This is a genomic window from Klebsiella pasteurii, assembly GCF_018139045.1.
Lineage (GTDB): Bacteria > Pseudomonadota > Gammaproteobacteria > Enterobacterales > Enterobacteriaceae > Klebsiella > Klebsiella grimontii.
In genome coordinates this window covers 2,509,596-2,522,608 of the sequence record NZ_CP073236.1, presented here as the reverse complement: position 1 = coordinate 2,522,608, position 13,013 = coordinate 2,509,596, and the positions used below count along the sequence as shown (strand labels likewise).

General features: G+C 57.2%; 9 protein-coding genes. 6 read left to right on the top strand and 3 right to left on the bottom strand.

The genetic code is table 11. From position 1 onward, the window contains the following. Positions 1–25 precede the first annotated feature (25 nt). The 5 genes from purL (at position 26) to glnB (ending at position 8,360) form a co-directional block, all read left to right on the top strand. Positions 26–3,913 carry a phosphoribosylformylglycinamidine synthase gene (gene purL, locus KCG39_RS11735; RefSeq protein WP_112165710.1) on the top strand — a complete coding sequence of 1,296 codons (3,888 nt, stop codon included), beginning with the start codon at positions 26–28 and terminating at the stop codon, positions 3,911–3,913. Between the two features lie 563 nt (positions 3,914–4,476). Beyond that, positions 4,477–5,907, top strand: a complete 1,431-nt coding sequence (locus KCG39_RS11730) for a sensor histidine kinase (protein ID WP_142468109.1) — start codon at positions 4,477–4,479, stop codon at positions 5,905–5,907. Between the two features lie 20 nt (positions 5,908–5,927). Continuing rightward, entirely contained in the window at positions 5,928–6,632 is a 705-nt protein-coding gene (qseG, locus tag KCG39_RS11725) for a two-component system QseEF-associated lipoprotein QseG (RefSeq protein ID WP_049112993.1), read from the top strand. Continuing rightward, positions 6,619–7,956 (top strand): two-component system response regulator GlrR, encoded by a 1,338-nt coding sequence (gene glrR / locus KCG39_RS11720; protein WP_004123653.1) that lies wholly within the window; start codon positions 6,619–6,621, stop codon positions 7,954–7,956. The genes qseG and glrR overlap by 14 nt, the downstream gene beginning before the upstream one ends. A 65-nt stretch (positions 7,957–8,021) precedes the next feature. Then, positions 8,022–8,360 carry a nitrogen regulatory protein P-II gene (gene glnB, locus KCG39_RS11715; RefSeq protein ID WP_002914032.1) on the top strand — a complete coding sequence of 113 codons (339 nt, stop codon included), beginning with the start codon at positions 8,022–8,024 and terminating at the stop codon, positions 8,358–8,360. 94 nt (positions 8,361–8,454) lie between these two features. Here the strand turns inward: glnB and hmpA are convergent, their stop codons facing one another. Beyond that, positions 8,455–9,645, bottom strand: coding sequence for an NO-inducible flavohemoprotein (hmpA, locus tag KCG39_RS11710; protein ID WP_123828933.1), 1,191 nt, complete (start codon positions 9,643–9,645; stop codon positions 8,455–8,457). A gap of 324 nt (positions 9,646–9,969) precedes the next feature. On the opposite strand from hmpA, the gene glyA reads away from it, so the two are divergent. After that, positions 9,970–11,223, top strand: a complete 1,254-nt coding sequence (glyA, locus tag KCG39_RS11705; RefSeq protein WP_004134918.1) for a serine hydroxymethyltransferase — start codon at positions 9,970–9,972, stop codon at positions 11,221–11,223. Positions 11,224–11,279: 56 nt separating this feature from the next. Here the strand turns inward: glyA and KCG39_RS11700 are convergent, their stop codons facing one another. Next, complete coding sequence (locus tag KCG39_RS11700) at positions 11,280–11,747, bottom strand: DoxX family protein (RefSeq protein ID WP_227631508.1); 468 nt, start codon at positions 11,745–11,747, stop codon at positions 11,280–11,282. Between the two features lie 29 nt (positions 11,748–11,776). After that, positions 11,777–12,973 carry an ROK family transcriptional regulator gene (locus tag KCG39_RS11695; RefSeq protein ID WP_004123640.1) on the bottom strand — a complete coding sequence of 399 codons (1,197 nt, stop codon included), beginning with the start codon at positions 12,971–12,973 and terminating at the stop codon, positions 11,777–11,779. Positions 12,974–13,013 lie beyond the last annotated feature (40 nt).

The window sequence follows — 13,013 nt, the reverse complement described above, 5'->3', positions numbered from 1 at the left end:
TGAAAGCTTCGAAGACGAGAGACTTATGATGGAAATTTTGCGTGGTTCACCTGCACTGTCGGCATTCCGTATCAATAAACTGCTGGCACGTTTCCAGGCGGCCAACCTTCCGGTCAGCACGATATATGCCGAGTACGTTCATTTTGCCGACCTTAGCGCCCCGCTCAGCGGCGACGATCGCGAGAGTCTGGCAAGGTTGCTCAAATATGGCCCGAACTTAAGCAGCCATACCCCAACCGGCAAGCTACTGCTCGTTACTCCCCGTCCTGGCACCATCTCTCCCTGGTCTTCTAAAGCTACCGACATCGCCCATAACTGCGGCCTGTCTCAGGTGGTGCGCCTGGAACGCGGCGTGGCGTATTACGTCGAAGCGGGCAGCCTGAATGACCAACAGTGGTCACTGGTGGCGGCCGAACTGCATGACCGCATGATGGAAAGCGTCTTCACGGCGCTGGAAGAGGGTGAAAAACTCTTCGCCCACCATCAGCCAACTCCGGTCACCAGCGTTGATCTGCTGGGTCTGGGCCGTCAGGCGCTGATCGACGCCAACCTCCGTCTGGGGCTGGCGCTGGCGGAGGATGAAATCGACTATCTGCAGGATGCTTTCCAGAAGTTGGGTCGCAACCCGAACGATATCGAACTCTATATGTTCGCGCAGGCTAACTCCGAGCACTGCCGACACAAGATTTTTAACGCCGACTGGGTCATTGATGGCGAAAAGCAGCCGAAGTCGCTGTTCAAAATGATTAAAAACACCTTCGAGAAAACCCCGGACTACGTGCTGTCTGCCTATAAAGACAACGCCGCGGTAATGGAAGGTTCAGCCGTGGGTCGCTACTTCGCCGACCACGAAACCGGCCGCTACAACTTCCACCAGGAAGACGCGCATATTCTGATGAAGGTCGAAACCCATAACCACCCGACGGCGATTTCTCCGTGGCCGGGCGCGGCGACCGGTTCCGGCGGTGAAATTCGCGATGAAGGCGCCACCGGACGCGGGGCGAAACCGAAGGCGGGTCTGGTGGGCTTCTCGGTTTCCAACCTGCGTATACCCGGTTTTGAACAGCCGTGGGAAGAGGATTTCGGCAAGCCGGATCGCATCGTCACCGCGCTGGATATCATGACTGAAGGCCCGCTGGGCGGCGCGGCGTTTAACAACGAATTCGGTCGTCCGGCGCTCAATGGCTACTTCCGTACTTATGAAGAGAAGGTTACCAGCCACAACGGCGAAGAGCTGCGCGGCTATCACAAGCCCATTATGCTGGCGGGCGGTATCGGCAACATTCGCGGCGAACACGTGCAGAAGGGCGAGATTGTCGTCGGCGCGAAGCTGATTGTTCTCGGCGGCCCGGCGATGAACATCGGCCTCGGCGGCGGTGCGGCCTCTTCAATGGCCTCCGGCCAGTCTGATGCCGATCTGGATTTTGCCTCCGTACAGCGCGACAACCCGGAGATGGAGCGTCGCTGCCAGGAAGTTATCGACCGCTGCTGGCAGCTGGGCGACGCCAACCCGATTCTGTTTATCCACGACGTCGGCGCCGGCGGTTTGTCTAATGCGATGCCGGAACTGGTGAGCGACGGCGGACGCGGCGGTAAATTCCAGCTGCGCGATATCCTCAGCGATGAGCCGGGCATGAGCCCGCTGGAAATCTGGTGTAACGAATCTCAGGAACGTTATGTTCTGGCGGTCGCGCCTGAGCAGCTGCCGCTGTTTGATGAGCTGTGCCGCCGCGAACGCGCGCCGTACGCGGTCATTGGCGAAGCCACCGAAGCGCTGCATTTGAGCCTCGATGATAGTCACTTTGACGATCGCCCGATCGACCTGCCGCTTGACGTGCTGCTGGGTAAAACGCCGAAAATGACCCGCGACGTGCAGACCCTCAAAGCCCAGGGCCAGAGTCTGGAACGCCAGGGCATCACTATTGCCGACGCGGTGAATCGCGTGCTGCACCTGCCGACCGTGGCGGAGAAAACCTTCCTCGTTACCATCGGCGACCGCACCGTCACCGGTATGGTGGCGCGCGATCAGATGGTGGGGCCGTGGCAGATCCCGGTGGCTAACTGCGCGGTGACAACCGCCAGCCTTGACAGCTATTACGGCGAAGCCATGTCTATTGGCGAGCGCGCGCCGGTTGCACTGCTGGACTTTGCCGCTTCTGCCCGTCTGGCGGTCGGCGAGGCGCTGACCAACATCGCGGCGACGCAGATTGGCGCGCTCAATCGCGTGAAGCTGTCGGCAAACTGGATGGCTGCAGCCGGTCACCCAGGCGAAGACGCCGGTTTATATGAAGCGGTAAAAGCGATTGGCGAAGAACTTTGTCCGGCCCTGGGACTGACGATTCCGGTGGGTAAAGACTCCATGTCGATGAAAACCCGCTGGCAGGAAGGTACCGAACAGCGCGAGATGACCTCCCCGCTGTCGCTGGTGATTTCCGCTTTTGCCCGCGTGGAAGACGTACGCCGTACCGTCACCCCGCAGCTCGCAACCGTTGACAACGCCCTGCTGCTGATTGATTTAGGCAAGGGGAACAATGCGCTGGGCGCGACCGCGCTGGCGCAGGTTTATCGTCAGCTTGGCGATGTGACTGCCGACGTTCGCGATGTCGCGCAGCTGAAAGGCTTCTGGGACGCAATGCAGGCGCTGGTAGCTGAAGGTAAGCTGCTGGCGTGGCACGACCGGTCTGACGGCGGCCTGCTAGTCACGCTGGCCGAAATGGCCTTTACCGGCCACTGCGGCGTCAAGGTTGATATCGCCGCGCTCGGCGAGGATCGTCTGGCCGCGCTGTTTAACGAAGAGCTTGGCGGCGTGATTCAGGTTCGTGCCGCTGACCGCCAGGCAGTCGAAGCGCTGCTGGCCGCTCATGGTCTGGCGGATTGCGTTCACTATCTTGGCCAGGCCACGACGGGCGATCGCTTTGTCATCGAGGCCGACGGTCATCCGGTATTCAGCGAAAGCCGCACGACGCTGCGTATGTGGTGGGCGGAAACCACCTGGCAAATGCAGCGTCTGCGCGATAACCCGGAGTGCGCCGACCAGGAGCACGAGGCGAAAGCCAACGATGCCGATCCGGGCCTCAACGTGAAGCTCTCCTTCGATATTAATGAGGATATTGCTGCGCCTTATATTGCCACCGGCGCGCGTCCGAAGGTCGCGGTGCTGCGCGAGCAGGGCGTGAACTCCCACGTTGAAATGGCGGCAGCGTTCCATCGTGCGGGCTTCGATGCCATTGACGTGCATATGAGCGACCTGCTGGCGGGCCGTACCGGTCTTGCTGACTTCCAGGCGCTGGTGGCCTGCGGCGGCTTCTCCTACGGTGACGTTTTAGGCGCCGGTGAGGGCTGGGCGAAATCAATCCTGTTCAATGAACGCGTTCGCGACGAATTTGCCACTTTCTTCCATCGTCCTCAGACCCTGGCGCTGGGCGTGTGCAATGGCTGCCAGATGATGTCTAACCTGCGCGAGCTGATCCCGGGCAGCGACCTGTGGCCGCGCTTTGTACGTAACCAGTCCGACCGCTTTGAAGCGCGCTTCAGCCTGGTTGAGGTGACGCAGAGCCCGTCGCTGCTGCTGCAGGGAATGGTGGGGTCCATGATGCCAATTGCCGTATCTCACGGTGAAGGGCAGGTGGAAGTCCGCGATGGCGCGCATCTGGCGCAGCTGGAAAGCAAAGGCCTGGTGGCGCTGCGCTTCGTCGACAACGTCGGTAAGGTGACGGAAAACTATCCGGCTAACCCGAACGGGTCGCCGAACGGCATCACCGCAGTGACCAGCGAAAGCGGGCGCGCGACCATCATGATGCCGCACCCGGAGCGCGTGTTCCGCACCGTGTCGAACTCATGGCACCCGGAAAACTGGGGCGAAGACAGCCCGTGGATGCGTATTTTCCGCAACGCGCGTAAGCAGCTGGGTTAAAAATCGCTCACAAATCGCATTAAGCCTCCTGCCCGCGCAGGGGGCTTTTTTATTGGTGAGGCATATCGAGAGTAGGTGTCGGGGATCGCCGACAAACGCGCCATAGCAGTGTCGTCAAAAGGTGACACTTAACCTATTGATTTATAATAGCATTGCTAAATCATTCATCCGGTGTTGCTAATCAGCGACACTTTGCGTGAAAACCGACCATCATCATTCATGTCCATGAATAGTAAAAAAGTATTATATTTCATTGTGTTAATAAAATGTTTTTAGATGTGGCATAGTTCGTGCATAATTATAACCAGTGGCTCATTCACCTTCTTATGTCAGCCCCTTCGGGACGCGCTACATAAACTTCGAATGACGCACAAACAGGTGCCTGCCGTCCAACTCCTGATAACAGCTCTGCTTTATCAGTCATCGGGCGAAACGTCGAGTAAGGCACCGCCTCATTCCTTAATAAAGCCAGGCTCCCGTAGCCTGGCTTTATTATTTCCGGCGTAGATGTTTATTGCGTCCTCGGTTAGCATCGTCATGAGCTAATGATTGAGACCCTATCCGTGAAGCGACTCTCCCTTTTCCCCCGTTCGCTGCGCCAGCTGGTCACGTTATCCTTCGTGCTGATCCTGCTGCCGCTGCTGGTGCTGGCATGGCAGGCGTGGCAAAGCCTCAACGCGCTGAGCGCGCAGGCGGCGCATATCAACCGTACTACCCTTATCGACGCCCGCCGCAGCGAAGCGATGATTAACGCATCGCTGGAGATGGAACGTAGCTACCGTCAGTACTGCGTGCTGGACGATCCGACGCTGGCGCGGGTCTATCAGAATCAGCGCCAACACTACAGTGAAATGCTCGATGCTCACGCGGGCGTCCTGCCTGATGAGAAAATTTGGCGGGCGCTGAGGCAGGATCTCGACGATCTGGCCGAGCTGCAGTGTAAAAATAGCGGTCCGGCGGCGAAGTCTGCCGCCAGCCTGGAAGCGTTTGCCTCCGCCAATAGCGACATGGTTCAGGCGACCCGAACGGTGGTCTATTCGCGCGGGCAGCAGCTGCAGCAGGAAATCGCTGAGCGCGGTCAGTTCTTCGGCTGGCAGGCGCTGGTGCTGTTTCTGCTCAGCCTGGCGCTGGTTCTGCTTTTTACCCGTATGATTATCGGCCCGGTGAAGGGCATTGAGAGAATGATCAACCGACTGGGCGAGGGGAAATCGTTGGATGACGCCGCGCTGTTTACCGGTCCGCGCGAGCTGCGCTCCGTCGGCAAACGCATTATCTGGCTGAGCGAACGCCTTGCCTGGCTGGAATCCCAGCGACATCAGTTCCTGCGCCATCTTTCCCATGAGCTGAAAACGCCGCTGGCCAGCATGCGCGAAGGGACGGAGCTGCTTGCCGACAGGGTGGCCGGGCCGCTGACGCCCGAGCAGCAGGAGATCGTTGAGATTCTGGATAACAGCAGCCGCAACCTGCAAAAGCTGATTGAGCAGCTGCTGGACTACAACCGTAAACAGGCCGATGGTCCGATTGCGCGTGAGACGGTGAATCTGGCCGAGCTGGTGGAAAATGTGGTTTCCGCCCACAGCCTGCCGGCAAGAGCTAAAATGATGCATACCGATCTGGTGCTCAGCGAGCGTTTTTGCGAAGCGGAGCCTGCTCTGCTGGTGAGCGTACTGGATAATCTCTACTCCAATGCGGTGCACTATGGTGCTGAATCCGGTAACATTCGAATCCATAGCTATCGGCACGGCGAGCAGGTTTGCATTGACGTTATTAACAACGGCGAGCCGATCCCGCCCGCAGAGAGAAACATGATTTTTGAGCCTTTTTATCAGGGAAGTCACCAGCGTAAAGGGGCGGTAAAAGGCAGCGGTCTGGGGCTGAGCATTGCCCGCGACTGCGTACGGCAAATGCAGGGCGAGCTGAGCCTGGTTGATGATAAATCCGGGCTTATCTGTTTTCGTATCACGCTCCCCGTCGCCGAGTCTGGAAAAAAATAACGTATAACTATCGGGTGAATATGTCCCACTTCTTCGCACTTGTCCGTCCCCTCAGGGGATGGCTGCTGTCAGGCATTTCGTGCCTGGCGCTGGCGGGATGTTCCGCCTCTACATCACCACACGCCGCGGATGGCAAAACGCTCTCTGCGCTGCCGCAGCATCAGGTCGCCGATTTTCTTTCGGTAGAGTGTGCCGACATCTGGACCCTGCAGAGTGAGGCCAGCGATAAAAACCCGCTTTACTGGCTGCGGGGAATTGACTGCGCGGATCGCCTTGCTCCGGTACAGGCGCGGGCTGAAGCCCGGCTGCACGATGACAACAGCTGGCAGGATGCCTTTAAGCGCGGCATTTTGCTGGCAGATGCCAAGATTACGCCCAATGAGCGTCGCGATCTGGTGGCTAGCCTGGATACCTTCAGCCCGCAAATCGCCGCCCAGGTTCGCCCGCTCTATCAGCTCTGGCGCGATGCCCAGGGCCGGCAGCTTCAGCTGATTGACGAGCGCTCCCGCTACGCCAAACTGCAGCAATCAAGCGATGCGGAGCTGGAGACGCTGCGTCAGCAGGAAATTGAATTACGCAATCAGCTCGAACTGACGACCCGCAAGCTGGAGAATCTCACCGACATTGAGCGCCAGCTCTCCAGCCGTAAACCCGGCGGGAACTTTAGCTCAGACGCCGGGCACGGCAGCGATAAAGTCCCGGAGGTGATTCATGACGATCCGTAAACCCGCCCGCCTGCTGTTGGTGGACGACGATCCGGGCCTGCTGAAGCTGCTGGGCATGCGTCTTGTCAGCGAAGGATACAGCGTGCTGACCGCCGAGAGCGGGCCGGAGGCGCTGCGCACGCTGGGCCGTGACAAAGTGGATCTGGTGGTCAGCGACCTGCGGATGGACGAGATGGACGGCCTTCAGCTGTTCAGCGAAATCCAGAAGGTGCAGCCGGGAATGCCGGTGATTATTCTCACCGCGCACGGTTCCATTCCGGACGCCGTCGCCGCCACCCAGCAGGGCGTGTTTAGCTTTCTCACCAAGCCGGTGGATAAAGACGCTCTGTATAAAGCCATTGATGACGCGCTGGAGCAGAGCGCGCCGACGACCGATGAGCGCTGGCGCCAGGCGATTGTGACCCGCAGCCCGCTGATGGAACGCCTGCTGGAGCAGGCCGGGATGGTGGCGCAGTCGGACGTGAGCGTGCTGATTAACGGCCAGAGCGGTACCGGCAAGGAGATTATCGCCCAGGCCATCCATAACGCCAGCCCGCGCCGGGACAAACCTTTTGTCGCCATTAACTGCGGCGCGCTCCCCGAACAGCTGCTGGAGTCGGAGCTATTCGGCCACGCGCGCGGCGCCTTTACCGGTGCGGTCAGCAACCGGGAGGGGCTATTTCAGGCCGCAGAAGGCGGTACGCTGTTTCTGGATGAGATCGGCGATATGCCGGTTGCGTTACAGGTAAAACTGCTGCGCGTTTTACAAGAGCGTAAAGTGCGCCCGCTGGGCAGCAATCGCGACATCGACATTGATGTGCGGATTATTTCTGCGACCCATCGCGACCTGCCAAAGGCGATGGCGCGCGGCGAGTTTCGCGAAGATCTGTTTTACCGCCTGAACGTGGTGAACCTGAAAATCCCGCCGCTGGCCGAGCGTACGGAAGATATTCCGCTGCTGGCTAACCATCTGCTGCGCCAGTCTGCCGATCGCCACAAACCCTTTGTGCGCGCGTTCTCCACGGATGCGATGAAGCGGCTGATGGCCGCTAAGTGGCCGGGCAACGTGCGCCAACTGGTGAACGTGATTGAGCAGTGCGTGGCGCTGACCTCTTCGCCGGTCATTAGCGACGCCCTGGTGGAGCAGGCGCTGGAAGGGGAAAACACCGCGCTGCCGACGTTTGTCGAGGCGCGGAACCAGTTTGAGCTCAATTACCTGCGCAAGCTGCTGCAAATTACCAAAGGCAACGTCACGCATGCGGCGCGGATGGCGGGGCGCAACCGCACCGAATTCTATAAACTGCTGTCGCGCCACGAGCTCGACGCTAACGACTTTAAAGAGTAGCTCCGTAGGATGACGCAAGTTATGATACGGTTAGCAACCGGTTACGCGACAAAGACAGGAACACCATGAAAAAGATTGATGCGATTATTAAACCTTTCAAACTGGATGACGTGCGCGAAGCGCTGGCCGAAGTCGGCATCACTGGGATGACGGTAACGGAAGTGAAAGGCTTTGGCCGCCAGAAGGGGCATACCGAGCTGTATCGCGGCGCGGAGTATATGGTGGATTTTCTGCCGAAAGTAAAAATCGAAATCGTTGTCACCGATGATATCGTCGACACCTGCGTGGATACCATTATCCGTACGGCGCAGACCGGCAAAATCGGTGACGGTAAGATCTTTGTCTTCGATGTCGCGCGCGTGATTCGTATCCGCACCGGCGAAGAAGACGACGCGGCGATTTAAGCTTAAAAAAAAACGGATGATGGCTTAAGAAGTTCAATTCCATCCAGATTTGTAGCCCCGGTAAGCGCACCGCTACCGGGGTTATTATGCTGGGTTACAGCACCTTATGCGGCCCGAAACATTCGTAATGGATGTTGTCCTTATTGACGCCCAGTTCAACCAGCTGCTGTGCGGCAAACTGCATAAACGCCACCGGGCCACAGAGATAGAACTGCATCTGCGGGTCGCCAATCCTGTCGGCCAGGGCCGATAAATCCATCAAACCTTCGCTATCAAACGCGCCGGCTTCACGGTCCCCTTCGCTCGGACTGCGGTACCAGACGTGAGACGTAAACCTCGGCAGGGTTTCACCCAGAGCTTTCACTTCGTCCGCGAAGGCGTGCACGTCGCCGTTCTCTGCCGCGTGGAACCAGTTCACCTGCGCCGGATGCTGTGCTTTTGCCAGCGTGTCCAGCATCGCCAGCATCGGCGTCTGACCGACGCCGCCGGAGAGCAGCGTGACCGGCGTTTCCGGCGCCACGTTGAGGAAGAAATCGCCGGCCGGCGCGGCCAGATAAATCACGTCGCCTTCTTGCGCGGAACCATGCAGCCAGTTTGAAACCTGCCCGCCCTTTTCGCGTTTAACCGCGATACGATAGCCTCTACCATCGGATTTACGGGTCAGGGAGTATTGACGAATCTCCTGATGCGGGAAACCTTCCGGCTTCAGCCAGACCGCCAGGTACTGGCCCGGATGGTATTCAGCGACCGCGCCGCCGTCGACCGGCTCAAACTCAAAGCTGGTAATCAGCGCGCTGCGCGGCGTTTTTCTGACGATGTGGAACGCGCGGGTGCCTTCCCAGCCGCCGGCTTTGCTGGCGCTTTCGCGGTAGATTTGCGCTTCACGGTTAATAAAGACGTTGGCCAGTACGCCGTAGGCCTTGCCCCAGGCATCCAGCACTTCCTGGCCGGGGCTGAACATCTCGTCAAGGGTGGCCAGCAGGTGGGTACCGACAATATTGTACTGCTCAGGCTGGATCTGGAAGCTGGTATGCTTCTGGGCGATTTTTTCCACCGCCGGCAGCAGGGCGGGTAGGTTCTCAAGATTGCTGGCATAGGCGGCAATGGCGTTGAACAGCGCCTCGCGCTGGTCGCCGTTGCGCTGATTACTCATATTAAAGATTTCTTTGAGTTCGGGATTATGAGCAAACATGCGGTCGTAAAAATGGGCGGTCAGTTTCGGACCGGTTTCAACCAGCAGGGGGATGGTGGCTTTCACCGTAGCGATGGTTTGCGCGTCGAGCATAGCAGCTTCCTTGTATGTTATCTTAATGATGTATTTTAAATGCATCTTATAAAAATACCCCTGCTTTGTAAATGGTTCTTTAACGCTTTGCCCTACGGCAGTGGCAACATGAATTATTTGCATCACAAACCTGAAAACAAATCCGTTGATAATTGCAGGAGCTTTATTGCTCAAAGCCTTGTGTTATGCGGAGCCAATCGTTTGCGTAAAATCCTTTGTCAAGACCTGTTATCACAGAATGATTCAGTTATACTGTGGGCCGTTGTCCAATCGGACCGCCTTTTAAGGCCGAAATTCTATTGTTAGCTGAGTCAGGAGATGCGGATGTTAAAGCGTGAAATGAACATTGCCGATTATGATGCCGAACTGTGGCAGGCTATGGAGCAAGAAAAAGTACGTCAGGAAGAGCACATCGAACTGATCGCCTCCGAAAACTACACCAGCCCACGCGTTATGCAGGCGCAGGGCTCACAGCTGACTAACAAATACGCTGAAGGCTATCCGGGTAAACGCTACTACGGCGGCTGTGAATACGTCGATATCGTAGAGCAGCTGGCTATCGATCGCGCCAAAGAGCTGTTCGGCGCTGACTACGCTAACGTGCAGCCGCACTCCGGCTCCCAGGCTAACTTCGCGGTCTATACCGCTCTGCTGCAGCCGGGCGATACCGTGCTGGGTATGAACCTGGCGCAAGGCGGCCACCTGACTCACGGCTCCCCGGTCAACTTCTCCGGCAAACTGTACAACATCATTCCTTACGGCATCGATGAGTCCGGTAAAATTGACTATGAAGACATGGCTAAGCAGGCTCAGGAACACAAACCGAAGATGATTATCGGTGGTTTCTCTGCCTACTCCGGTATCGTTGACTGGGCGAAAATGCGCGAAATCGCTGACAGCATTGGCGCATACCTGTTTGTCGACATGGCCCACGTTGCCGGCCTGATTGCCGCAGGCGTGTACCCGAACCCGGTTCCGCATGCGCACGTGGTGACCACCACCACCCATAAAACCCTGGCGGGTCCGCGCGGCGGCCTGATCCTGGCGAAAGGCGGTAGCGAAGAACTGTACAAAAAACTGAACTCCGCCGTATTCCCGAGCGCCCAGGGCGGCCCGCTGATGCACGTTATCGCGGCGAAAGCGGTTGCGCTGAAAGAAGCGATGGAGCCAGAGTTCAAAGTTTATCAGCAGCAGGTAGCGAAAAACGCCAAAGCGATGGTCGAAGTGTTCCTGAACCGCGGCTACAAAGTGGTTTCCGGCGGCACTGAAAACCATCTGTTCCTGCTGGATCTGGTCGATAAAAATCTGACCGGTAAAGAAGCTGATGCTGCACTGGGTCGCGCTAACATCACCGTGAACAAAAACAGCGTACCGAACGATCCGAAGAGCCCGTTTGTGACCTCCGGTATCCGCATCGGTTCTCCGGCGGTCACCCGTCGCGGCTTTAAAGAAGCGGAAGTGAAAGAGCTGGCTGGCTGGATGTGCGACGTACTGGACAACATCAATGATGAAGCGGTCATTGAGCGCGTGAAGGGCAAAGTGCTGGACATCTGCTCCCGCTTCCCGGTTTATGCATAATCGTTAGCCGTTGAAATTAAAAAGGCCGCAATTGCGGCCTTTTTTGCGTCTGAAGATTAGCGTCGATCGAGCGAAATGGCGCCGGGCCCGGTTATTGCTAACAGCAGGAAGGCGCCGGCAATGCTGACGTTTTTCCAGAAGTTAATCATGTTCGGCAGCACTGCATCGCCGGACATATCCCAGTAGTGATGCCCAATAACTGCGGTACCCAGAGTATAAAAAATAAAGATCACCGCCAGCGGTCGGGTGAAAAAGCCCAGCACAATCAAAATAGCCGCAGGCACTTCCATAATGATGGCAATAATGGCCGCAAGCGTCGGCATTGGCGCGCCGGAGGAGGCCATGTACTGCACCGTGCCGCTAAAGCCGAGCAGCTTGGGATAGCCGAAAAGAATAAACAGCACCACCACCGCGATACGGGCGATCAATAGCAGCAGGGAGCGAGAAGAGCCAAAATCAAAATAGCGTAGTGTGTTCATAATCAGCTCGTTATGAGAGACGTGTGATTTAAACGTAATACACAAATTTGCGCTCCGCCACGTCCCCCTGATGATTAACGCAGCGTCTGTAGTTGCTCCTCAACGTAGAGATAACCGATCCCCATGAGTTGCTGGGCGCGGGTGAGTTTGCCAAAGCCGATTTGGGTGGCGTGCGCTCGCGGCGTATCGCCGTGGTCAAAGGGATTAAAGCCGGTTTGTTTAACGATACTTTCCAGCCATTGTTCGCCAAAGGCGCAGCTGCGTCCGTATAGCCAGATCTGATTAATATTCAAAATATTTAAGAAATTATAAAGGCTTAAGCCAATGGCGTTGGCCGCGCTATCAACCCATGCGCGGATATGCACGTCTCCCTGTTCCCAGGCTTCAATGAGCGATGCCGTGGTTAATTGCTCGGGAGAGCGCTGCGCTTCCGGCTGGGTTTTGAGCCACATCCGCGCCTGCTTTTTCAACGCGCTGAGGGACGCTACGGTTTCGAGGCAACCGTATCTCCCGCAGTCGCAGGCCTTGCCGTCAGGATTCACAATCGTGTGTCCTATCTGCCCGCTGCCGTAGAGGCTTCCTCGATAAATCTGATCGTTAATCACAAACGATGATCCAATACCGTAATCGACGTTGATCACGCAAAAATCCGGTTGTGGACCCGGATGCTGCCATTTCTCCGCCAGCGCCAGCATCACGCAGTCATTATCTACCCGTACTTGCACGCCGAGTTGTTCCTCAAGCAGATACTTTATTTCAATCGGCGTTTTCCAGCGCGCCTGGGGCATGGTTTGTGACACCCCGGTTACGGGATCAACTTGCCCATGAACGCCAAGCGCGAGATTGATGCTGTGCTGCGGGTAGCGGCGGTGAATACGTCGCCAGCATTCCACAATGGCCTCCAGAAGAGCCTGCGGCGTGGGTGCATTGATGGGCAAATGCTGGTGGCCATCAACCGCCAGCAGTCGGGCATCGGCAAGCTGATACTCAATGCTGGTCGGCGTGATATTCATGCATAGCGTCCAGGCACCGTGTTCGGGGATCTGGTAGCTTCCGCTGTTCACGCCGCGCTTGCTCATTTTTTCCGTCGAATGGCCGATCAATCCCTCGCTAAGCAGTTCTGCAAGAATGTTGCTCACAGCCGGAATAGAGAGCCCAGTGAGCTGGGAAAGCTGGGATTTACTGAGTTGTTTCTCCCGCCAGAGGTGGGAGAGAAAAATAGATTTGTTGACCTGCCTGACCCGGGCGTTATTTAAACCGGTGCGCTGCATACACTTAACTCCCTTAACTATATTACGTGAGCGTTGCGCA

Bases quoted from the DNA above. Each gene is read 5' to 3' on its own strand.
- KCG39_RS11695 (WP_004123640.1), bottom strand. From the start codon at position 12,973: ATGCAGCGCACCGGTTTAAATAACGCCCGGGTCAGGCAGGTCAACAAA.
- glyA (WP_004134918.1), top strand. From the start codon at position 9,970: ATGTTAAAGCGTGAAATGAACATTGCCGATTATGATGCCGAACTGTGG.
- purL (WP_112165710.1), top strand. From the start codon at position 26: ATGATGGAAATTTTGCGTGGTTCACCTGCACTGTCGGCATTCCGTATC.
- glnB (WP_002914032.1), top strand. From the start codon at position 8,022: ATGAAAAAGATTGATGCGATTATTAAACCTTTCAAACTGGATGACGTG.
- glrR (WP_004123653.1), top strand. From the start codon at position 6,619: ATGACGATCCGTAAACCCGCCCGCCTGCTGTTGGTGGACGACGATCCG.
- qseG (WP_049112993.1), top strand. From the start codon at position 5,928: ATGTCCCACTTCTTCGCACTTGTCCGTCCCCTCAGGGGATGGCTGCTG.
- hmpA (WP_123828933.1), bottom strand. From the start codon at position 9,645: ATGCTCGACGCGCAAACCATCGCTACGGTGAAAGCCACCATCCCCCTG.